Origin of the sequence: Micromonospora chokoriensis (genome assembly GCF_900091505.1) — a bacterium.
GTDB classification, from domain to species: domain Bacteria; phylum Actinomycetota; class Actinomycetes; order Mycobacteriales; family Micromonosporaceae; genus Micromonospora; species Micromonospora chokoriensis.
Genome location: NZ_LT607409.1, coordinates 1,509,212 through 1,531,940, shown reverse-complemented (window position 1 = coordinate 1,531,940; position 22,729 = coordinate 1,509,212). Strand labels below are relative to the sequence as shown.

Annotated in this window: 16 protein-coding genes and 1 pseudogene; 6 read left to right on the top strand and 11 right to left on the bottom strand. The window is 71.8% G+C overall.

The features are described 5' to 3' along the window. Positions 1–60: 60 nt before the first annotated feature. Positions 61–453, bottom strand: coding sequence for a hypothetical protein (locus GA0070612_RS07205; RefSeq protein ID WP_408630535.1), 393 nt, complete (start codon positions 451–453; stop codon positions 61–63). Positions 454–518: 65 nt separating this feature from the next. On the opposite strand from GA0070612_RS07205, the gene GA0070612_RS07200 reads away from it, so the two are divergent. Next, complete coding sequence (locus GA0070612_RS07200) at positions 519–1,280, top strand: M23 family metallopeptidase (RefSeq protein WP_088987212.1); 762 nt, start codon at positions 519–521, stop codon at positions 1,278–1,280. 1 nt (position 1,281) lies between these two features. Beyond that, on the top strand, positions 1,282–2,355 hold the full coding sequence (locus tag GA0070612_RS07195) for a PHP domain-containing protein (RefSeq protein ID WP_088987211.1): 1,074 nt from the start codon (positions 1,282–1,284) through the stop codon (positions 2,353–2,355). 231 nt (positions 2,356–2,586) lie between these two features. On the opposite strand, the gene GA0070612_RS07190 is transcribed toward GA0070612_RS07195, so the two are convergent. After that, positions 2,587–3,567, bottom strand: coding sequence for a DMT family transporter (locus GA0070612_RS07190; protein WP_088987210.1), 981 nt, complete (start codon positions 3,565–3,567; stop codon positions 2,587–2,589). Positions 3,568–3,697: 130 nt separating this feature from the next. Here GA0070612_RS07190 and GA0070612_RS07185 point away from each other — a divergent pair, with 130 nt between their 5' ends. Further along, positions 3,698–5,368 (top strand): DUF885 domain-containing protein, encoded by a 1,671-nt coding sequence (locus GA0070612_RS07185; protein ID WP_088987209.1) that lies wholly within the window; start codon positions 3,698–3,700, stop codon positions 5,366–5,368. 54 nt (positions 5,369–5,422) lie between these two features. Here the strand turns inward: GA0070612_RS07185 and GA0070612_RS07180 are convergent, their stop codons facing one another. Both GA0070612_RS07180 and GA0070612_RS07175 read right to left on the bottom strand, forming a co-directional pair. Next, on the bottom strand, positions 5,423–5,719 hold the full coding sequence (locus tag GA0070612_RS07180) for a hypothetical protein (RefSeq protein ID WP_088987208.1): 297 nt from the start codon (positions 5,717–5,719) through the stop codon (positions 5,423–5,425). A 381-nt stretch (positions 5,720–6,100) separates the two neighbouring features. After that, entirely contained in the window at positions 6,101–7,141 is a 1,041-nt protein-coding gene (locus GA0070612_RS07175; protein ID WP_157742439.1) for a DUF3068 domain-containing protein, read from the bottom strand. 133 nt (positions 7,142–7,274) lie between these two features. On the opposite strand from GA0070612_RS07175, the gene GA0070612_RS33000 reads away from it, so the two are divergent. Further along, on the top strand, positions 7,275–8,753 hold the full coding sequence (locus GA0070612_RS33000; RefSeq protein WP_088991326.1) for an acyltransferase family protein: 1,479 nt from the start codon (positions 7,275–7,277) through the stop codon (positions 8,751–8,753). A 924-nt stretch (positions 8,754–9,677) separates the two neighbouring features. Here GA0070612_RS33000 and GA0070612_RS33120 read toward each other — a convergent pair. The 5 genes and pseudogenes from GA0070612_RS33120 to GA0070612_RS07150 all read right to left on the bottom strand — a co-directional run. Beyond that, positions 9,678–12,698, bottom strand: a pseudogene (locus GA0070612_RS33120) (alpha-(1->3)-arabinofuranosyltransferase domain-containing protein); the annotation flags it as partial. Between the two features lie 155 nt (positions 12,699–12,853). Continuing rightward, the gene (locus tag GA0070612_RS07160; RefSeq protein ID WP_197699325.1) at positions 12,854–14,296 is read right to left on the bottom strand and encodes a glycosyltransferase family 4 protein; all 1,443 of its coding nucleotides are present in this window, start codon (positions 14,294–14,296) and stop codon (positions 12,854–12,856) included. Beyond that, complete coding sequence (locus GA0070612_RS07155) at positions 14,293–15,102, bottom strand: glycosyltransferase (RefSeq protein WP_197699324.1); 810 nt, start codon at positions 15,100–15,102, stop codon at positions 14,293–14,295. Before GA0070612_RS07155 ends, GA0070612_RS07160 begins: the two co-directional genes overlap by 4 nt. Positions 15,103–15,132: 30 nt before the next feature. Beyond that, the gene (locus tag GA0070612_RS31345) at positions 15,133–15,294 is read right to left on the bottom strand and encodes a hypothetical protein (RefSeq protein WP_157742438.1); all 162 of its coding nucleotides are present in this window, start codon (positions 15,292–15,294) and stop codon (positions 15,133–15,135) included. Further along, positions 15,291–17,081 carry a hypothetical protein gene (locus GA0070612_RS07150; protein ID WP_088987204.1) on the bottom strand — a complete coding sequence of 597 codons (1,791 nt, stop codon included), beginning with the start codon at positions 17,079–17,081 and terminating at the stop codon, positions 15,291–15,293. The genes GA0070612_RS31345 and GA0070612_RS07150 overlap by 4 nt, the downstream gene beginning before the upstream one ends. A gap of 234 nt (positions 17,082–17,315) precedes the next feature. Here GA0070612_RS07150 and GA0070612_RS07145 point away from each other — a divergent pair, with 234 nt between their 5' ends. Beyond that, entirely contained in the window at positions 17,316–18,563 is a 1,248-nt protein-coding gene (locus GA0070612_RS07145) for a polysaccharide biosynthesis protein (RefSeq protein ID WP_197699323.1), read from the top strand. A 9-nt stretch (positions 18,564–18,572) separates the two neighbouring features. On the opposite strand, the gene GA0070612_RS07140 is transcribed toward GA0070612_RS07145, so the two are convergent. Together GA0070612_RS07140 and nudC are read right to left on the bottom strand one after the other, a co-directional pair. Beyond that, a complete protein-coding gene (locus GA0070612_RS07140) occupies positions 18,573–19,310 on the bottom strand; it encodes an FkbM family methyltransferase (protein WP_197699322.1) in 738 nt (245 codons plus the stop codon). A gap of 103 nt (positions 19,311–19,413) precedes the next feature. After that, positions 19,414–20,334, bottom strand: coding sequence for an NAD(+) diphosphatase (nudC, locus tag GA0070612_RS07135; RefSeq protein ID WP_088987202.1), 921 nt, complete (start codon positions 20,332–20,334; stop codon positions 19,414–19,416). Between the two features lie 182 nt (positions 20,335–20,516). Here nudC and GA0070612_RS07130 point away from each other — a divergent pair, with 182 nt between their 5' ends. Next, positions 20,517–22,334: a VanW family protein gene (locus tag GA0070612_RS07130; protein WP_088991324.1), complete on the top strand. Its 1,818-nt coding sequence runs from the start codon at positions 20,517–20,519 to the stop codon at positions 22,332–22,334. Positions 22,335–22,729: the final 395 nt, after the last annotated feature.

The following is a 22,729-nucleotide window of genomic DNA, read 5'->3' as shown; positions in this document are numbered from 1 at the left end:
GCAGTCGTCGACCCTGTTACCGAGCCGTTTCGGGCGTGTTCACGGGACGGTCGGGACCGGTCACCACAGCGGCCAGTCGCCGCTGGTGGCCCAGCGGACCGCCAGCGCGGCGGCGGCGATGCTCCAGCCTCCCGCGGTGACGATGGCGACTCCGGTGGCGACCCCACGGTCGCCGTGGCGGACCAGCACCAGGGAGGTCAGCCACGCCAACAGACCGGCCGTCACGGTCCACCACGCGTAGCTGGCGACGTCGGTGCCGAGCAGGCCGAACAGCAGGAACCAGGCTGCCGCGGCGGCACCCCCGGCGGCGACGCCGCCACCGGTGACCGGGTGCGGTTCGCGGTAGGTGGGCCGGTGCGGGGGCCCGGCGGGAAAGAGACCAGAGGGGGTACGCGCCACCGGGCGGACGACGGCACCGGGATCCGGGCCGGGATCGGGTCGGGCGATGGTCACCGTCGCTGCCCTCCCCTCACGCGCGTCGCTCGTGCCCACGGTACCGGCTCTGCCAGGATGACCGGATGCCGTCGCCGACGATCGGCCGCCGCGTGCGTCCGGCGTACCCGATCCTGCTGCTGCTCGCCCCGGTGCTGGCCGCCGGGTGCGCGACCACCCGGCCGGGGGTGCCCGCCGACGGTGCCGCGCCGACGCCGCCGGCCGTCTGGGCGACCGCCGACCAGCCGGCGGCGCCGTCACCGACGGCCGACCGCCCGACACCGACCCCGACACCGTCGTCGGCCGGGCCGTCGTCGGCGGCACCGCGCGCCGGGCTGCGGCATGTCTTCCCGGTACGCGCCGACAACGTCGACTACCACCCGACGCACGGGGCGTACCCGGCCACTGACCTCTTCGCCGACTGCGGTGAGCCGTTCGTCGCGGTGACCGACGGGACGGTGCTCGAGGTGAGTCGGGTCGACAGGTACCGGAAGCGTGGGCCGCAGGGTCCGGACAACGGCGGCCTGTCGGTCTCCCTGCTCGGCGACGACGGGGTTCGTTACTACGGCTCGCACCTGAGCGTCGTCACCAGCGGCATCGACGCCGGCGTGCGGGTCCGTGCCGGGCAGCAGCTCGGCAAGGTCGGGCGCACCGGCAACGCCAACAACGTGTGCCATGTGCACTTCGGCATCTCGCCGCCGTGTACCGGCAAGGACGGCTGGTGGATCCGGCGCGGGGTGCTCTGGCCGGCGCGTTACCTGGATTCCTGGCGGCGTGGCGGCAATCGGGAACCGGCTGCCGAGGTGACCGCGTGGCAGCGCAAGCACGGCTGTCCGAAGGCTCCCTGACATGGCCGGTTCGAGAGATCCCATCGCCGACCTGCGCCGGATCGCGTTCCTGTTGGAACGGGCGAACGAGGCCACCTACCGGGTTCGCGCGTTCCGGTCGGCGGCGAAGGCGTTAGCAGGTTTGCCGGCGGACGAGGTGGCCGCCCGGGCGGGCAACGGCACGCTCACCGAGTTGGCCGGGGTCGGTGACGTGACGGCCCGCTGCGTGGCGGAGTCGCTGGCCGGTGAGGAGCCGGTCTACCTGCGCCGGTTGGTGGCGACCGAGGGCAGCGACCTGGATGCCGAGGCGACGGCGCTCCGCGCCGCCCTGCGGGGCGACTGCCACACCCACTCGGACTGGTCCGACGGCGGCTCTCCGATCGAGGAGATGGCGTTGGCCGCTGTGGAGTTGGGTCACGAGTACGTGGTGTTGACCGACCATTCGCCCCGGCTGACGGTGGCCCGGGGCCTGACCGCGGAGCGGCTGCGCCGGCAGCTCGACTACGTGGCGCAGGTCAACGCGGCACTGCCCGAGGGGTTCCGGATCCTCACCGGCATCGAAGTGGACATCCTCGCCGACGGCTCGCTGGACCAGGACGAGGATCTGCTGGCCCGGCTCGATGTGGTGGTCGGGTCGGTGCACAGCGGCCTGAAGGACGAACGGTCGAAGATGACCCGGCGGATGGTGACGGCGGTAGCCAACCCGCACCTGGACATCCTCGGTCACGTCACCGGCCGGATGGTGTCGTCCCGCCCGGCCGGGGTGACCGGCCCCGGTGACAAGGGGCACCGCGCCCGGACCCGGGCGGAGAGCGACTTCGACCCGGACGCGGTCTTCGCCGCCTGCGCGGAGCACGACACCGCCGTGGAGATCAACTCCCGGCCGGAACGGCAGGACCCGCCGAAGCGGCTGATCCGCCGCGCGCTGGAGGCCGGCTGCCGGTTCGCCATCAACACGGACGCGCACGCACCCGGCCAACTCGACTGGCAGCGGTTCGGCTGCGAGCGGGCCGCGCTCTGCGGCGTCCCCGCGGACCGGGTCGTCAACACCTGGCCAGCCGAGCAACTGCTGGAGTGGACCCAGAGCCGCGCCTGACCCGACGCCCCCGTGCCGCAGTGCCCCGGTGCCGCAGTGCCCCGACCATGACCGACCCGCGCCGCGCCCGGCCTCGCCACGCCCGGCCTCGCGCGTGATCGACTCGGCTTTCCTGAAGTCGGGGTGTCCTGGCCTGGCGGATACCCCGACTCCAACGAAGCCGAGTCGATCACTTACCGGCGAAGCGGCGGCGCAGCGGAGCGGCGAAGCGGCGGGTCCGAGCGGCGGGTCTCAGTGCCGGACCGGCTCGGCGGCAGGGGCGGCGGGAGCCCCGACGCCGACCACCGGGCGGGCCCGACGGCGGCCGAGAACGCCCTGCGAGACCGCGACACCGAGCAGCACGATGAGCGCGCCGACCGGCTGGTGCCAGTTGAGCCGCTCGCCGAGCGCCACGGCGCCGATCAGCACGGCGAAGATCGGAATCAGGTAGGTGACGGTGGAGGCGGTGCTCGCGCCAGCGACCCGGATGTTGCGCATGTTGATCACGAACGCGAGCCCGGTGCCGAGCGCGCCGAGGGTCACCACGCTGGCCACCACTCCCAGCGACAACTCGGTGGGCAGCGGCGGCAGGCCCGCGACGAACGGGGTGACGATGGCCAGCTGCCCGGCGGCGAGCAGCAGCTGCGCGGCGGAGAGCGAGAGGCCGGAGTGTGCACTGCCGGCGACGAACCGCTTCTGGTACGGAATCGCGACGCCGTAGCAGGCGGCCGCGCCGAAGCACATCAGCTGCCCGGTGAAGTGCGCCCCGCCGATGCCCTCCCAGACCCCGAGCACCACGAGCACGCCGACGAAGCCCAGCCCGAGCCCGACGGCACGGCGCACGGTCAGCCGCTCGGTGCGGAAGACCAGCACCGCCAGTGGCAGCACGATCAGCGGCGTGGTGGCGTTCCAGATGCCGGCCAGCATCGACTCGACCCGCTGCTCGCCGTAGCCGAACAGGGTGAACGGCACTGCCACGCCGAACGCCGCCACGACCGCCAGGTGCGCCCAGACCCGGGGCTCGCGGGGCAGCCGGTCGCGCAGCACGGCGAGGACGACCAGCAGGGTCAACGCGCCGGCGACGACCCGGTAGAGGGTGAGTTGGACCGGGTGCAGCTCGGCCACCCCGATCTTGATGAAGAGGAAGCTGGAGCCCCAGATCGCGGCGAGGGCGAGGAAGCCCGGCAGCCAGGCGCTCAACGGTGCCTTGTCAGGAGTGGTATCGGTGGTCACCCCTGACACTCTGCCCTAACCGTACGACAGATTCGCATCCCTTTTCGGAGGTCCCACCGTGCAGGAACCGCAGCTCGGACACGGCAAACGTCATCGACACGGGAGTGGGGTGGTCACGTAGGGTCGCAGCGTGGGACGAATCGATGAAATCGCCAACCGATACGTCGCCGAATGGGCCCCCCTGAGCCCTACCGGCGCGACCTTCGTCGGCATCGCCGGCCATGACGACAAGCTCGACGACCTCTCGCCCGAGGGTTATCGGGCACGCGCGGACCTCACCCGCCGGACGCTCGCCGAGTTGGAGGTGACCGAGCCGGCGACCGAGTTGGAACGCACCGCCAAGGAGGCCATGCAGGAGCGGCTCGGCCTGGACCTGGCCCGCTACGACGCCGGTGAGGTGACCAGCGAGGTCAGCGTCATCACCAGCGGGCTGCACGAAATCCGCATGGTGTTCGACCTGATGCCGACGGCGACCAGCGACGACCAGGCCAACATCGCCGCCCGGCTCAACGGCTTCGCCGGCGCTCTGGAGGGCTACAAGACCACGCTGCGCGAGGCGCTCGCCGCCGGCGAGGTCAGCTCGAAGGTGCAGTTGGTCGAGGTGGCCAAGCAGTGCGACATCTGGGTGGACCCGACCGGGGACAACTTCTTCCACGGCCTGGTCGAGCGGCTGGGCGCGGAGGGCGCGCTCGGCGCGGACCTGCGTCGGGGCGCGGCGGCGGCGACTGCGGCGACCGCCGAGTTCGGCCAGTTCCTGCGTAACGAGGTGGCCCCGCACGGGCGGGACAAGCAGGCCGCCGGCCGGGAGCGCTACGAGTTGGCTTCGCAGTACTTCCTCGGCGCCAAGGTCGACCTGGACGAGACGTACGCCTGGGGTTTCGCGGAGTTGGCCCGCCTGGAGGCGGAGATGCGGACCGTCGCCGGGCGCATCGCCGGCTCGGGTGCCAGCGTCGACGAGGCGGTGGCCAAACTGGACGCCGACCCGGACCGGACGATCCGCGGCAAGGAGGCGTTCCGGGACTGGATGCAGGAGCTGGCCGACAAGGCCATCGCCGAGTTGAACGGCACGCACTTCGACATTCCGGAGCAGGTACGCCGCATCGAGTGCTGCCTCGCCCCGACCAGCGACGGCGCCATCTACTACACCGGCCCGAGTGAGGACTTCTCCCGTCCGGGCCGGATGTGGTGGGCGGTGCCGCAGGGCATCACCGACTTCTCCACCTGGCGGGAGGTGACCACCGTCTACCACGAGGGCGTGCCGGGTCACCACCTCCAGGTGGCGCAGACCGCCGTCCGGGCCGATCTGCTCAACCGCTGGCAGCGCCTGCTCTGCTGGGTCTCCGGGCACGGCGAGGGTTGGGCGCTCTACTCGGAGCGGCTGATGGACGAGTTGGGTTACCTGGAGGACCCGGGCGACAAGCTGGGCATGCTCGACGGCCAGGCGATGCGCGCGGCGCGCGTGATCGTGGACATCGGCATGCACCTGGAGCTGGAGATCCCGAAGGACAACCCGTTCGGCTTCCACCCCGGTGAGCGGTGGACGCCCGAGCTGGGCTGGGAGTTCATGCGGGCGCACTGCCGGGTGCCGGACGAGAACCTGCGCTTCGAGCTCAACCGCTACCTGGGCTGGCCGGGGCAGGCGCCGTCGTACAAGGTGGGTGAGCGGATCTGGCTCCAGGCCCGCGAGGACGCCAAGGCTCGCAAGGGCGCGGATTTCGACCTGCGGGAGTTCCACCGGCAGGCGTTGGACCTGGGCGCGCTGGGCCTCGACCCGCTGCGCCGGGCGCTGGCCCGGCTCTGATCGGGTGACGGCTGCGCGCGGTGGGACGGGTCCGCGCCGCGCGCAGCCGCGCGTTCAGCCGAGGCTGAGCGCCAGGGCCGGCCTCGCGGTCAGCGTGTTGCTGGTGACGTACGCCAGGTCGATGACCGGGTCGGTGAACGTGATCGGAATGGGCGAGGTGATCGGTAGGCCCTCCGGGAGCGGCAGGTCCGGCGTCAGCGTGATCTTGATGCCGAGCACCACGAGGGCGACACCGAAGGTCTTCGGGTCAGGCTGACCGGCCGACGGCTGCTCCTGGGTCGACGCGTCGGCCAGGTCGGGCACGGGCGGCACCGGGTGGGTCGGCACGTCGCCGACGTCGGACGCAGACACCGCCGGGCTAGGTGGTGCACCTGGTGCGGCGCAGGTCACAACCCCCCAACTACCGATCAGTAACAGGGCGGGGACTCAGCGGCAGCTCGGGGGCACAGCGAGTGGGAGCGACCGTCCACGAAGGCGGGCAGTCCATCCTGATTCAGCGCGAGACAGGGGATTTTCGCGACGCAGGGTGACACAACATTGACCTATTGCAATAAGGTAACGAATGTAAAGCACCCCGGGCCGTCCGCCCGTCGTGAGCATGGCCGTGCTGGGCGGTTGCCGGCGGGTGCTGGATGTCGACTGCCTCGCGGCGGCAGTGACGACGAACGGGCCGGCCGACCCGGTCAGGTCGGCCGGCCCGTTCGGGTCGGCGGTGAGGTGGGGGTGTTGGCCTTACGGCTCGGTGCGCTCCGCGGCGTGGCGTCCGCCGGCCGGCGCCGTGGACTCCTCGGCCGGCTCCGGGGACCGCTGCGACGGCAGGTCGGTCGTCGGCCGGTCATCGGTCTCCACCAGCGCCGCCTCGGGCCTGCGGCGACCCGCACGGGTGACGAGGTACACGCCGATCAGCACCAGGGCGAGGCCGAGGAGGCCGAGGACGACAGGTACCACAGTGGTCAGCAGGTTGATCTGACCGCGCGCGTCCTTGGCGGCCTTGGCCTGCTGCTTCTGGGTGTCCTCGGTGAAGGCGAGGTCCGCGTCGATGATCTTGATCTTGTCCGCGCCGGTGCCGTCCCGGAGCGTCTGCAACTGCTTCTCCTGGCCCTTGACGATCACGCCACTGTCCGGCTCCACCCACAACGTACGGGTGTTGGCGTAGTAGCGGCCGGCGTTGACGACCTGCTCGGTAGAGCCCAGCAGGCTGCCCGGGACCTTGATCTCGCTGATCTGGATCGGCTCGACAGTCATCTCGAACTTGTAGACAGTCAGGCCCTGCAACTTCTCCGTGCTCACGTACCTCGCGGGGTACGCCTTGCGGGCGGTGTTGTCGAAGTACTGGTAGGTCTTCTTCTCTGTGCCGAACGGGAAGGTGTAGGTCAAGCCCTCGTGCTTGAAGGGCGCGCCGTTGATGTCCTCGGCGCAGCAGGCGACGGCCATCGCCGTCCGCCGGTCGAGAGCCACCCGGTCCGTACTGAGCGTGATCTCCTTGTCGGCGTCGTCGATCACCCGGACACCGACGTTGAAGACCGCCCGGTCAGCGTTTCCGTCCTTGACATCACCCCGGACGGCCCGGTGGGCGGTCAGGTTGACCCCGTTACGCTCCGACAGCGTGCCGAAATCAAGGACTGTCGCGTTCTGGGCCTCCGAGATCGTCACCGAACTCTGGTCCAGGGGCACCTTGACGAGAGCGGGCGCGACGACCAGCGGCGTCGCCACGGCCCCGACGATCAGGAACGTGCCCGCCGCCACCAAGATGGCACCCGACGTAGGTCGCATGTAACTCCTCCCCTTGTATTGGTCGACTAGTCGGCTGACAGTACATGACGAGGCCGATTTCAGATATGGTCCGACGCGGCCTCCCGAGCCGTACGGAACACGGCGGGACGCGGCCGTCCGGCTGTCATAACAAATGGGATGTCGAGGACCTGTGAGCCGACCTGCAAAAGCAGCCCCGAACAACGGGTCGAGCCGTCCGGCCCAGCCGAACAGTGGTCGTACGGATGACTTCCTGCCCGCCTTGGAAGGCCTTCGGGCCATAGCGGTGTTAGCGGTTCTCCTGCACCACGTGTCGTTCCTCAGCGGGCTCACGTACTCGTCCGGACTCGCTGGTGGAGTGCTCGCCAGGATGGACGTGGGAGTGGCGGTCTTCTTTGCCCTGTCGGGTTTCCTCCTCTACCGGCCATTCGCGCGCGCAGCAATTCAGGCGCAGCCGAAACCGCCAGTACGCGCATACCTCTGGCATCGCGCACTGCGCATTCTGCCCGGCTACTGGGCAGTGGCGGTTGTCGCACTGACCTGGCTCAACATCGATTACCTCAGGTCACTCTGGGACTGGGCAATACCCCTCCTACTCGTACACATATATGAGCCATTGCGGCTGCCGGTCGGACTGGAGCAGACCTGGAGCCTCGCCACCGAGGCGGTCTTCTACCTGGCGCTGCCGTTGATCGCGGCGCTCGGCCGTCGGATGGGCGGTCGAACCCCGCTGGCGCGCGCCCGACGCCAGCTGGCGCTCGGCATCGCACTCGTCCTGGCCGGTCTCGTGTGGAACGTGATCGCGCACGTGCCCGACTCGCCCCTACCTGAGCTGTCGTGGCTCTGGCTGCCTGCCTTCCTGGACTGGTTCGGGATCGGCATCGTGTTGGCTGTTCTCGCCTCCTGGCCTCCCAGCGCCACCTCCTCTCCGTTCCTCCCGGACCTGGGGTCGGACGGGTCCGACCCCGGCGAGAAGGACCTGTGGTCCGGCACGCAGCGCGGGCTGCGTGTGCTCACGTTCGCTCCCGGGACGTCCTGGATGATCGCCGGCGTGCTGCTCTGGATCGCCAGCACGCCGATCGCCGGGCCGCGTGGCCTGGAACCCGCCACTCCGGTCGAGGCGATCACCGAGCACGTGATGTTCCTGCTCATCACGTGGTGCGTGGTCGCGCCGCTCGTCGGGCGGGGGGCCGGCGGGGTGCCCCGCGCTCTCCTGCTTCAGCCGCTGGTCAGATTCCTCGGCCGAATCTCCTACGGCATCTTCCTCTGGCACATCCTCGCCCTCGAGGTGTGCTTCCGGCTGCTCGGCTTCACCCGGACCCAGAGCTCGTTCTGGGTGCTTCTGACGGTGACCCTGGCCCTGACCATCCCGGTCGCGGCCGCCAGTTACCACCTCATCGAGCGGCCGACGCAGCTGCTGCGCAGACTCCTGGAGAGGCGGGCCGACAACCGCCGGGCCGGAGCTTCGTCCGCCGTCTCCGTGGAAACGCCGGCGTCGCAGGCCGTCACGTCGGGCCCAGCCGAACAACCGGCTCTCGCGCCGCGACTCGTACCGTCCGCGAACCCGACGGGACCGCAGCACGAGGGCGGCGACAGCCAGGAGGAGCAGGGCCGTCGGGAGCACGCCGAGTAACTCCGCGACCGGTTCCGCGCTGACGCGCCACAACCACCACCGCTCGGAACCGTAGATCGCGAGACCCACGGCGGCCGGCACCCAGATCCACTCCGGTGTGGGCATCCGACGCCGGTGCAGCAGCACGACCAGGAGCGCGCAGCCGAAGCCGAGCAGACCGCCCAGCAGCGCCGGTACGCCGATCGCGAGCAGCGGCGCGGTCGCCAGGGTGGTCGGCACCACCGGGTAGGACGGTCGGTGGCGACGTGCGGGCAGCAGGGCCGCGACGGCCAACAGCAGCAGGAGACCGCCGGCGACCCGCAGGATGATGTCGTACTGCCGGCCCGGTGTGAAGACGAGGTCGACCCGACCGGCGGCACCGGCCGGTACGAGCCAGGCCTGTTTCCACCCGTCGACGCGGGTCGGTTCGAGCCGGACACCGTCGAGCGTGGCACGCCAGCCGGGATTGGCGTTCTCCGGTACGACCAGGTAGCTGCTGCCTCCGGGGCCGACCTCGACCGACCGGTGCTCGTCGGTCCAGGAGAGCACTGTCACCCTCTGGCGGGCCGGTTCGTCGGCCAATCGCGCCGCTGGCGTACCGCTGAGGACCACGCTGTCGACGACGAACCGGTCCGCCGGGGCGGAGATCTCGTTCTGACCGGCCCGCAGCGCGACGGGGTCGGCGTCCACCTTCGGCTGCGGTTTCGCCCTGGTCTTGGCCGTCGGCTCGACGGTGCACGCGCGGTACCGCAGTGGCCGCAGGTCGCGGATGTCGCGCAGGGTGCCGGACAGGACCGTCGGCACCGATGCGCCGTTGACGACGACCGTCGGCCCGGTGCCACAGGGCAACGTCACGGCACGGTCGATGTCTCGGGGTTGGTTGGCCTCGGCCACCCCCTCCACGTCGATGCCGCTCAGACCGACCGGAAGGGCCTCCAGCTCGAAGAACGCTGCAGATCGGCTGTTGCGCGGCACCGTCGAGGTCACCGTGATGAAGAGTTTGCTCGTGCGCAGGGCCGGGAAGCGCGCCACTCCGTCCGGGTCGATGGCCACCTCGCGGATGCCGTCGTCGCCGGTGATCCGCAGTGTCCTCGGCGGTGCCGCGACCAGGTTCGCCCCGAACCGCAACCGCACCCAACTGACCTTCCGGGCCTTGGCCCAGCGCAGGGTCACCGTCGGCTGGGCGTCGTGCGGGTCCGCCAACCAACTCGTACCGTCGTCGCCGTCGCCCAACGCCCGCGACGAGGCGACCGGGTCGGCGAACCAGGCGCTGGACGTCTGGACGGTCTCACCGCCCACCATCTCGTCGTACACGGCGAGAGCGGTGGCCGGCGTCGGACGGGCCAGGCCGGTGAGGCCGACGGAGGACGCGCTCGGCAGATCGAAGCGACGGGGCGCCAGGCCGGTCTCCTCACTCTGCCGGACCAGGTCGGGCGCGCAGAGGTAGTGGTCGTCGGCGGCGACGCAGGCCGGTCGATCGACTGCCCTCCGGGCCAGTGCGACGACCTCCGCCGCGCCGCTGGTCTCGGGCAGTGCCGGCAGCCGCAGGTGACGCTCGGGGCTCACCCCCGGCACCCGAAGGTCCCGGATGCCCGCGCGCCGGCCCGGCACGTCCGTGCCGGCGACGCCGTCGACGGTGACGCGGATCCAGGTGGTACGCCCCGCCGGGATCGCCAACCCCTGCGGGGCTCGCCCGGCGTCGGTCATCTGGTGCACTGAGGTGCCGCTGGCCGTGCTGACCTCGACCCGCGTGACCGGTGCGGCGATCCCCTCGTCGTCGACCACCTGAAGGTCCACGAAACCGACCTGGACCGCACCCGGGAACCGGACCTCCAGCCACTGGCCCACCGGTTTGCGGGCGCCGTCGGTCAACCAGGCCGTACCGCTGTCGCCGTCCAGGGCCGCGAACGGCCCGGCGGACGGGTCACGCAGCGCGGCCGGACCGGCGACGTCGGCCGCGCTGGAGGAGGCCCGCACATCGCTGATCCCGGTGTATGCGGCCGAGGTGAACGACGCGTCCCAGGCGGGGTCGAGGATGTCGTGGACCGCGCGCACCTGCCGTGGCCGGTCGTCGGCGGTGAACGTCCGCGAGGTGTTGCCCCGGACAATTCCGAAGTCGACCTCCCGGCGGCGAAGGCTGTCGGCGAGCACCGTGCCCGCACCCGGGGCAGCCGGGCCGTCGCCGTTGAGGATCACCGGCCGGTTGCCGAGGACACCGGCGTCGCTGAGGTCCAGCAGCGTCTCCGGCGCACCGACCAGGTCGAGCGGTTGCGCCGCATCAGCCAGGGTGACCCGAGACGTCGGACGGTCCACCTGGTAGATCTCCACCGCGGGGTACGTCTTGCGCAACCCGTGGTCCCAGGCCCCGAAGAAATCCGGCGGCACTCCCACACCCGGCCCGAATTCGGCGACCCTGGACAACCCTGGTGCGTTGTCCAGGGTCCGGTGCACCAGGAGCGGCCAGGCGACGGCACCGACGGGTTGACGCAGGTCGTTGCGGACGAGCAGGTAGCGCACGCCCAGTCGGGCCAGGACGTCGGTCAGGCCCGGGGAGACCGCACCCGAGGCGAGTCGCTCGTCGATGGCGGAGAGCAGCCGCGCGTTGCCCGCGGAGCCGCCCGGCACCAGTGAACGTACCGCCCACGGAGAGTCCAGCAGGGGCTGGACCGGCTCGTCCAACGGGCGACCCCAGTCGTACTCGGCGAAGTTGGAGCCGGGCACGAGCAGCGTGGTACCCGGGCCGGCGTGCCGGTCGAGCCAACCGCTCGCCTGCCGCCAGTGCTCCGGCAGGGCCGGGAATCCGCCGCCCGCGGTGAGGCCCGCGCTGCCCGCGCCGGCGGTCACCGCCACGAGAGCGGCGGCGGTGACTCCCAGCGCCACCCGTCGGGGCGCCATCCCGGTGGGTCGGGAGAACCGGCGGATGACGGCGATGAGACCGACGGTGTCCAGCATGTGCGCGACGGCCAGCGCCAGGGGCAGACGGACGACGACGTCGAACTTGTGCAGGTTGCGCAGCGCGCCCAGCGGGCCGTCGAGGGCCTCCCGCACGGACGCGGCGAACGGTGCTGCACCGTTGGACAGGTTTCCCGCGGTCAGCGTCAGCAGCCCGACCAGCGCCGCGACGAGGAGGAACCGCCGCTCGGGCAGGTCCCGGCGGGCCAGGCCGGCCAGCCCGATGCCGGCGACCAGGCCGGTGAGCAGGGCCATCCAGGGCACCGTGGCGAGGGCCCACCCCGAGGGCCACCAGGGCAGACCGTCGACAACCAGATGACCCACCCAGTGGGTGGCGCCGCGCACGGCCTCCGGAAGGCTGGTCACGCCGGTCGTCACCGCGGCGCTCTCGGTGAAGGGCAGGAACCCGAAGCCGTACCGCTGCAGGAGCAACAGCGGCGCGAGCCACCAGAAGGTGGCCGCCACCATCGCCACCGTCCAGCAGGCCAGCAGGCGGAACCGCCGCTTCCCGGGGGCTCGCGTCACGAGGTAGAGGAAGGCCGGGAGGACGGCACATGCGACGGCCGCGCCGTTCACCCCGCCCATGCAGACCACCGCCAGGCCGCTGAGCGCCGCCGCCCGCCGCAGCGAGCCGCCCGCAGCTCCCCTGACCAACGGCAGCAACACCCACGGTGCGACGCAGTACGGCAGCAGTTCCACCGAGACGGTGCCGACCAGGGTCAGCGCCCGGGGCGAGAGGGCGAAGACCGCGCCGGCCACCAGACGGGACGCGGGGCCACCGAGGTCCAGGGCACGGGCCAGGCGGACCACGCCGGTGAGGGCGACGCAGAGCAGTGTCGCCATCCAGAGTCGCTGGACAAGCCAGGCCGGGAGACCGATCGCCTCACCGAGGAGGAAGAACGGGCCCATCGGGAAGAAGTAGCCGACGGCCTGGTTCTGCAGGGTTCCGAACTGCCAGTCGACGACCCACAGGTGGGTGGCGCGGGCGAGGAACCCGCCCGGGTCCAGGGCCATGTCCAGTTTCGTGTCGGGCACGACGAGACCCGGGCTCTGGGTGACGCACAGGCCGATCAGCGCAAGACAGACCAGCAGCTCACGCAGGCGCCACACTGCCCGGGACACCGTCGCGGACGGCACCCCGGGAGCACGACGAGCGGTCGACCACGCGGTCAGCACTGCCGTACCGGAACTCCGGTGAGGAGTTCGTCTCGACTCGCCCTCGACTCGGTCACGGCGTCCTCGGGGACGCCGACGTCGCGGAGCACCCGCCGGATCGCCGCCGGATCGGCACCCGGCACCAGGATCCACAGACTCCGCTGGTCGAGCGCGACGTGCCGGGTGTGGGGCAGCAGTGGTGCCACCCGGGCGAGAAGGTCGTTCGGGTCAGGGGTGCGGACCACGAGACAGGCGTCCCCGGACGCCCACGGCACCGCTCGCGGGGCGAGCAGGTCCCCGAGGACCGCGCGGACCCGGCGGCCGGTGTCCGCCCAGCGGAACGCGGCACTCCACTGTCGACATTCGTTCGCCATCCGGTCCGCCTCGGCGGGGTTGGCGACGGAGTCCAGCGCGCGGTCCAGTCCAGCGGCGAGATCACGGGCCGGCTGCTCGCCCTCTTCGACCAGCCACCCGGTCCGACCGGGTCGTACGGCGTCACGCAGACCGTCCACGTCGAAGGCGACAGTGGGCAGCCCGGCGGCGGCGGCCTCCACCACCACGAGGCCCCAACCCTCGCCCCACGAGCCGGAGACGTGCAACCAGGCGGCGGCCAGGAGCGCGTCCCGCTCGGCGGAGGGCAGGTGACCGTGGACCGTCACCACGCCGTTCAACCCACGCTCGTCGACCTGCCTACGGATCGTCTCCACGTCCGGCCCGCCACCGACGACGTCGAGGCGCAGGTCGGGCCGCTCGGACCGCAGGTGGTCGACGGCGTCGAGCACCAGGTCGACCCGCTTGTGCCGGGTCACCCGGCCGACGCAGGCGAGTCGGGGATGTACGTCCCGAGAGCCGCGTGGCGGATCGTCGGCGTCCGCCCCGTTCGGCACCACGACCACCGGGCCGGTCCAGCCGAGCCGCTCGCGTACGGCGGTAGCCGTGGAGGGTGAGACCGCGAGGGTCACGCAACGGCGGTAGACCCGCCGGGCGACGGGCCCCTCCAGCCACGCCCCGAAGCGGCCGACCAGCGGCCCGAAGTACAGCCGGAACTGCCGGTCGTGCACGTGGTGGATCACGCAGACCACCGGCACGCTCGCCGGCAGCACCGCCGGGCTGAAGAAGGGGATGCCGTTCTGACAGTCCAGCACGGCGTCGAACTGACGTCGGCGGCGCGACAACCAACCCAGCACCCGGGGGTAGATGCTCCACCGGCCACCGATCCGGACGATCCTGATGCCGTCCCGAACCTCGTCGCCGCGCTGGCCTCGGGGCCGGGCGGTCAGGAAGGTGACCTGCGCGCCGGCGGTCACCAGATCACGGGCGACCTGCCAGGCGTAGACCTCGGCACCCCCGGCATCGGGATGCCAGGGGTCCTTCCAGTTGAGCACGGCGATCCGGCGGCCCACCACCGGGACGTCGGTGGTGGGAGCCGCAGCGACCGGGGAAGATCCGACACTCACGGCCGCAATCCAACAGTGGCGGCACCAGTTGACACGTCGGGGGCCACCGGGATGGCGACGACCGGCGCCGGCGCGGTGGAGACGGCACTGGCGTGACGGAGCCGCCAGCGGATCTTCGCGACGTCCACGAAGCTCTGCCAGCCGTGGCGGACCGGGGAGAAGCGGGAACCGGGCACGTCCACCCAGTTGACCGGGATCTCCTCCAGCCGGGCACCCGCCCGCTCGACGCGGCCCAGCACCTCCACGTCGAAGGCGAATCCGCCGCACCGCAGTGGCGCGAACGCACGCCGCGCGACGTCGGCGCGGAAGAACTTGAACCCGCACTGCGTCTCGCCCACGCCGCGGACCACCTGCCGGACCGCGCCCCGGAACGCCACCGCACCCCACCGGCGGAGCAGGCTGTGCCGCTCCTCGACCACCGACTCGGGGTGCGCCCGCGAACCGACCACCACGTCGACGCCAGCGGTCAGCAGGCCGAGCACCTGCCCGAGGTTGTCCGGCGCGGTGGCCAGGTCCGCGTCGCAGAAGCCGACGTAGCGCGCGTCGCTGGCGAGCACACCGGTCCGCACCGCGAACCCCTTTCCTCGCTCGCCACACCACAACAACCGGACGGGGACCGTGCCGGGCAACGCGGACGACACCACCTCGGCGGTGGCGTCCGTGCTGGCGTTGTCGACCACTGTCACCCGGCAGGGCACACCGAGACCGGCCAGCGCCGCCCGGAGCAGGAGCAGGGTGTCCGGCAGTCGGTCCGCCTCGTTGAAGGCCGGCACCACGACGTCGAGTACGACCGCATCTGACGACACGTCAGGAGGTAGGACCTCCATGGAGGGCCGTCAGCGCTCGCCGTACACGATGATGGGCTGCTCCACGTTGGCAGGCTTGGTGTTGCTGTTGGTGATGGTGGACGTCCCGATCGAGACGGCCAGAATTCCCAGCACGGCCCCCACCGCAGCGGCGACGACCGCGGTCAGGAGGGGATTGAAGGATGCCTTCATTGACGATCCCTTCGACAAGAGGTACCGGACAGTAACATGCACCGCCGCCGTGCCGTGGGGTACGAAAGGGCGATCAACAGGGTGCCCCCGAGTACCGAATACCCCAGCGCGGGAACAATGCCGACAGTCCCCGTCGAGCGGGAAGAATGGTCATCAGACAGACGGATCAACGTCAATGTCCGCTCGCGGCGAACCACCTCGGCATCAGTGAACCGGTCCGCCACCTCGGCGCCGCCAGGTTGATCGGTCTGGATGAGCACGTACCGCACGCCGAGGCGACGAAGGGCCGACAGGGGGTCGCCCGGCTCCGCCAACACCGCCGCCACCCGGTCGGCCTCCCGGCTCTCACCCCTGATCCGGTCCCGGCCGACCAGCACATCCTGGTCCCCGATCACCGGACGGCGGAACGCCCGTGCCGCCGGGTCGAGCACGGGCACACTGCCTCCCCAGCGGTAGGCACGGAACGACGACCAGGGCAGCGAGACCAGGCTGCCGCCGGCCGGGTCCTCGTTCACCACCGAACGCACCTCCGCCCACTCGGCGGGGAATCGCACCGTGTCGAGTTGGCCGCTGAGACCCCAGGCGAGACCGGGGAGGAGCAACACCGGGGCGCACGCCACCAGCGGGGCCAACGCACGAGCGCCCGTCCTGGCCAGCGACTCCACCAGCATCCCGAGACCCACCGCCTGGAGCAGCGCGAGCGGCGCGAGCAGCCGCGTGCCGTCCCGCACGGACCCGGCCAACGGAACACGCTCGACCAGCGCGGTCATCCACGCCGTACCCGCCGGCAGGGCCGGAACGGCGGCGACCGCGGTGCCCAGCACGGCACCGACGAGCAGCCCCCACCAGGCCGCCGAGGGCCACCGACGACGGGTCAACGCGAACCCCCACACCGCGGCCCCGGCGAGCACCAGTGCGAGCAGGGCGACCGGCCACTGGTCACGGCCGACCGGCACGGCGTGCCGACTCCAGACACCGCCGAGCGTGACGACGCTGCCGAGCACTCCGAGAGGCGTGTCCGCCCGGGCAGCGAACGCGGCGACTCCCCGCTCGTCGAGATCGATCCCGCCTCCGCGCTCGCCGAGCGCCAGCAGCCACGGGGCGGTGAGACCGGCCAGCGTCGCGGCCCCCGCGACGACCGCCCGCCACTGGCGGGCCAGGGCCAACGCCGGCGCGCAGGTCAGCACCGCCGCCAACACCATCGCGGGACCGCCCAGCACCACCGCCAGGCCACCGGCCACCGCCGAGCGCCGGCGCGGGCCCGCGCCGCCTGCCGGGTCGCTGCCGTCCGACCGCCGTCGCAGCACCCCCAGCACCCAGGCGTACGCCCAGGGCAACGCGGCGTACCCGGCGGTCACCGCCCACTGCCCGAGGTGCAGCCGCCCGTACACCCAGGGGTTCCAGACGTACCCGAGCCCGGCCGCGACCCGCGCCAACGGGTGACCGACGGGAGCCAACCGGGCGGCACCCACCGCGGCCAGCGCGAGGCAGCCGGCCAGGAGCGCCTTCTCCGCCACGTCTGCGGGGAGCACCTGGGACAGGCCGACCGCGAGCAGTTCGCTGGGCACCGCACGCGGCAGCTCCGAGCCGCTGCCCCAGACCGTCGCGCCGAACGGCGGGTCCGGCACGAACACCAGGTCGTACCGGAGCAGGAAACCCCGGCGGAGCACCGGGCCGAGGATCGCGAGGACCACGCCGAGACCGAGCACGATCTCCGGCCACCAGCTACGGAGTACGACGACAGCCCGGCGCAGCGGCGTGCCGAACTCCGGTATCAGTCGGCGCACACGGACCCCCACAGACCTGGACGGGAAGCGCACCCGGGGCGCCGGACAGCACTCTAGGTGTTCTGTCCAGAGAGGTTGGGGACGCAGCCGACCGAGCAGCCCTCGCCGAGATCGGCCCTAGGCACAGGGCGAGAACGGGCGGTACCTTGCGTGACGACGTCGACGAGCCGACCGCGTCGAGGTCGCGAGGCTCCGGGCACAGCCGATCCCCCCGGCGAACCGACATGAGGCGCGATGACAGAGACGACGGCCGGTTCCGGTCCGGGCCGGCTGGGAGCGGCCGGCGCGGCGGTGGCGGTCGCCGCGATGGTGACGAACGGCCTGGCCTACCTGCTTCCCATGGTCGGTGCCCGCCACCTTGCGGCCGAGGAGCTGAGCGTGCTGGCCACGGTGCTGGCTCTCGTCGCGATAGCCGGTGTGGCGGGCGTGGGGCTGCAGATGGCGGTCGCCGTCCATCGTGCCCGCCGGCCCGGCGCGTCGACCACGCGCGTCACAGTCGTCACGGCCGCGGTCGCCGCCGGTGCCGTCGTCGTGGCCACACCGCTGATGGTGACCGCCCTCCGGCTGTCGGTGACGGTCGTGGCACTGGTGGCCGCCACGACCTTCGCGGTCGTCCTGGCCGGCCGGTGGCTCGGTGAGCTACAGGGCGGGCAACGGTTCCTCCGCCTCGCCTGGGCAATGGTCGCGTTCGCCGTCGGCCGGTACGCCGGCATGATCGTCACGCTGGCCCTCGGTGCCGGTGTCGTGGACACGCTGCTCGCCGGCCTGGTGACCGCGTACCTCGTCCTGCCGGTCCTGGCCTGGATCGCCCGCCCGGCTGCAGCGGCCGGAGGCGGCCCGGTGAGCGTCGGGACCGCCCTGCGGGTCCGGCAGGTCCTGAGCGCCGGGACCGCCGCGCTGGCGATGCTCGTGGTGTCGTACGCCGACCTGATCTTCGCCCGCCAACTGCTGTCGCCCGCGGACTCCGGCGCGTACTCCGTCGGGACTGTGCTCACCAAGGGCGCACTCTGGGCACCTCAGGTGATCACGGTGTTGGCGCTGCCCCGCCTCGCCGTCGGTGACCGCCGCCTGCGTACCACCATGCTCGCGATCATCGGTGCCTGCGGCGCCGTGCTCGTCGTCGCCTCGGCCCTGGCCGGCGGTTTCGCGTTCCGCCTGGCCGGCGGCGAGGACTACGCGCAACTGGGCGGGTACGCCCCGTTCTTCGCTGCCACCGGAGCGCTCTACGCGCTGGTCTTCGCGGTGGTCAACGCGAAGATCGCGGCCGGCGCGCGGTGGCCCTCCGCGCCGCTGTGGGTGGCCGCCGGTGTGCTGGCCGTCCTGACGATGCTCGTCGCGCCCCGGACGTTCCAGGGGATCATGTGGTGCGCCCTCGCCGTCGCCGCGGTGACCGCGCTGGTGATGGTCTGCACGCCGACGCGGCGGGACGTGTCGCACCGGCCCTCGTCGACGAGCTCCGCCGAACACCAGATCGTCGGCTGACCGCCCCGGTCACCTGCCTTCGCGCTTGAACAACACCGAGTTGACGTAGCGCGGCCGTGGAAGCACGACACGTCGGGCCAGGCTCTGGGTGACCCGCGCGATCGCGTCCCGCTGGTTGGCCCGGATGTCGAAGTCGGCGAGCGGCACCCATTCGCGCTCCGGAAGCACGTAACCGTGGTAGCCCCACCCGCCCAACAGATCGAAGATCGGCGCGATCGGCTGGATCCTCTCCTCGACCTCGATCAACAGCACCGGCCCGTCCCGGTCGATGGTCCCGGCCGCACCGCGCAACGCCGACAGCTCGTGACCCTCCACATCGATCTTCAGGAACCGCACGTCGTGAAGGCCGAGACCGTCGATCGTGATCCGTGGGACGGTGACCGACGTCGAACTGCCGTCGGCCAGTTCGAGCGACGACGTGCCGACAGCCGGGCCGTCCTTCGGCAGGAACAGCTCCGCGCTGCCCTCGTGGTCCGACGCCACCGCACGGACGACCCGCACGTCGGGGAACGCGCCCGAGATGCTGCGCGCGAGTTCCTCGTTCGGCTCGATGGCGACGACCTGGTCGGCCCGCCTGCGCATCCGCTGGGTCCACGGCCCGTACCAGGCACCCACGTCGAGGGCCGTGCCGCCGGCGGGCATGAACTCCGCGAGGCACGCGAGTTCCGGCTCCACCCGGGGATAGACAGCCCGGATGGCTCCCGCGACGACCTGGTCGGGTAGGAGCGACGCCACACGCGAACTCACTGCGGTCACCAGACCGGTCGAAGACGGCATGAGGGCAAAGGGTACGGGTCGGCGACACGCCTGAACAGGTGTACTTACTGCCGAGTAGAACCGGGCCGATCGGTCAGGACACCCCTGCCAACCAGTCCGCCAGGAGGCGGTGGTCGATCGCGTCCACCCGACCCAGCGAACGGCCGGACGCCACCCGCTCCCGCAGCTCGTCGCGGGTGAACCAACGCGCCTCCACCAACTCCTCGCCGTCGACGCGTACCTCGTCCGACGTGGCGGTCGCCCGGAACCCCACCATCAGACCGGCCGGGAACGGCCACGCCTGCGACCCCTGGTAGGCCACGTCGGTGACGGTCACACCCGCCTCCTCGGCCATCTCCCGACGGACCGCGTCCTCCAGGGTCTCGCCCACCTCGACGAAGCCCGCCAGCGTCGAGAACGCGTCCTCGGGCGCGCCCGCGTGCCGGGCCAGCAGACACCGCCCCGGCGATCCCGGCGCCTCGACCAGCACGATGATCGCCGGTTCGATCCGGGGAAACAGCAGCCGCCCGCACTCCCCGCCGGTACAGGTCCGCAGGTGCCCGCCGCCGCCGGCGACGGCCGGCGCACCGCACGTCCCGCAGAACCGCTGCTGCCGGTGCCAGTGCAACAACCCCCTGGCGTACGCCTGGACGGCCGCCTCACCCGGTTCGAGCCGCCCGACCAGCGCCCGTACGTCCACGGCACGTGTCGCACCGGCCATCTCGGCGGCAGACCGCTCGGGGAGCGCGGACAGGTCCGCGGCGAACACGGCCACGTCCCCGTCCAGCCCGAGGAAGACGATCTCACCGGCGGCGGACCGGACGAGCGACGCACGCTCCGCGGTGAGCCGCACCGGGCCGTCCCCGTCGACGAGACAGCGGTCCCGCCACATCGGCAGCACGACCGTCGTCGGCTCGGCGAGCAGCGCGTCCACCCGGGTCGGGTCGGTACGCAGCGGGCCTGCCCGGTCCAGCCGACCACCGCCGTACGCCAACGCCCGCTCCACTGTGTCCACGGGGCCACCGTGCCACGTCCGCAATCTCCCGCCGCTTGCGACCCCGGGCTCGTGCGACACGCCGGAAGACACGCCGTACCTGGGCCTGGCGGGCGTAGCCGCGAAGGACCGCCGGGCATTCGTTACCGTAGGTGCCTCCGGGAGTGGGAAACTCCCGCGGCACCCTGGCGATCGAGGTTCCAGTGACGCTGTACGGCGACAAGACTCCACCCGCCGACGACCGGCCCACCGTGCAGGTCACCGCGGTCACCTGGCCCGACGACGGGCCGGCCACCGCGACGACACCCGGCCCCTCCGAGCCGGAGGCCGGCCCGCGCCGCCCCCGCCGCATGCGGATGTTGCTCGCCGCCGGCCTCACCGGGGGTGTGTTCGCCGCGGTGGCGGGTGCGGGCGCCTGGGCGTACGCCGGAGATGTTCCGCGCGGCACCAGCGTGCTCGGCGCCGAGCTGGGCGGCCGGAGCCGCGCGGACGCCGACCGCGAGCTGCGGGCCGAGCTTGCCCGGCGGGCGGCGGACCACGCCAAGCCGCTGACCATCAGCGTCAACGGGCGTACCGCCGAGATCAACCCGGCCGACATCGGGCTGGAGGTCGACGTGCCGGCGACCGTCGCCGCAGCGGCTGCCGCCGACGCGCACCCGGTCTCCCGACTGGTCGGCTCCCGCACTGTCGACCCGGTGGTCACCGTCGACGTGGCTCGGTTGGACGACGCCCTCCGTAAGGTCCTCGGCGACCAGGCCCAGGGCATGACCATGCCGGCGATCACCTATCAGGGCACCAAGCCGAAGGTGGTGCAGCCCAAGCCCGGGCTGGCCCTGAACGCGGAGCGCTCCGCCGAGGTGGTCCGCGCCGGTTGGCTGGCCGGCACACCGATCACGGTGCCGCTGGTGGAGACCCACCCGGCGACCACCCCCGAAGAACTGGACCGGCTCGTCAACGAGCTGGCGAAGCCTGCGGTCGCCGCGCCCGTCACCCTGCGCACGACCAAGGGTTCGGTGAAGGTACCGCCCGCCGCCATCGCGAAGAGCCTGCGGTTCACCGCCGACAAGACCGGCAAGCTGACCCCGTCGGTGGACGTCAAGCGGCTGCGGGCAGCGCTCGGCGACGACCTGAACACCATCGAGGTGCCGGCGAAGGACGCCACCATGACCATCACCGGTGGCCGTCCCACCGTCGTCGACGGGCGCCCCGGCCAGCAACTGGACACGGCAACCCTGGGTCAGGACCTGCTGGCCGTCCTACCGAAGTCGGACGGTCGCGAGGTGTCCGGCGAGCTGAAGCCGACGCAACCCGAACTGACGGCGGAGAAGCTGTCCGGGCTGGGCATCAAGGAGAAGGTGTCCACCTTCACCACCCGCTTCACCGGCGGCCTGGCCTCGTCGCGCAGCCAGAACATCGTCACCATCGCCAAAGACGTCGACGGCACCGTCGTCCTGCCCGGAAAGACGTTCTCCCTGAACGGTCACACCGGCGAACGCGGCTACGCACAGGGCTACCGGGACGCCCCGGTGATCCTCGACGGCAAACTGGTGCCGGGGGTCGGCGGCGGCACCTCGCAGTTCACCACCACGCTCTTCAACGCGACCTACTACGCCGGCCTGGAAGACGTCGAGCACAAGCCGCACTCGTACTGGTTCGACAGGTACCCGGCGGTCATCGAGTCCACGATCTTCTGGCCGAACCTGGACTTCAAGTTCCGCAACAACACCGAGTACGGCGTCCTCATCGACACCTCGTACACCTCCAACTCGATCACCGTGTCGATCTGGAGCACGAAGATCTACGACAGCGTGAAGACGGAGTACGGTCCCCGCCGCAACATCACCACACCGAAGCTGATCCACCTGACGCCCGGACCGTCGTGCATCGCGACCAACGGGATCAACGGCTTCACCCAGGACGCCTTCCGGGTCATCAAGAAGGGTGGGGCAGTGGTCAAGCGGGAGAAGTTCACCTGGCGCTACGACGCGGAGCCCCGCTACGTGTGCGGCCCGAAGCCCTGAGCCCAGCGGACTCCCTTCCAAGCGCACCTTTCTGAGCCGTGAGGCGGTCCCAGGTGCTCCCCGCCTCCGGGGCCGCCTCCGGGGCCGTACCCGGGGCCGCCTCCGGGGCCGCTGGGGTCCGTCGGGCCCACGCCGAGCCGCCAGGTCCTCGGTCGGGCCCGCGCCGAGCTCCCGTCCCAGCTGAACACCTCTGGCGGCGCTACGATCCGCCCGGTCGACTCCGATTGATTCCCTGATGTCGGGGCCCAGCGGGGCGGGATACACCGACCACCACCGAAGCCGATCCTTAGATCTTGGACAGTTTCCGTCCTCGCGTGACGGGAACTGTCCAAGATCTCGACTGCGGTCGGCGTCTGACGCGGTTCCGGAGCGCTGAGCGGCCAGCCGGCCAACGC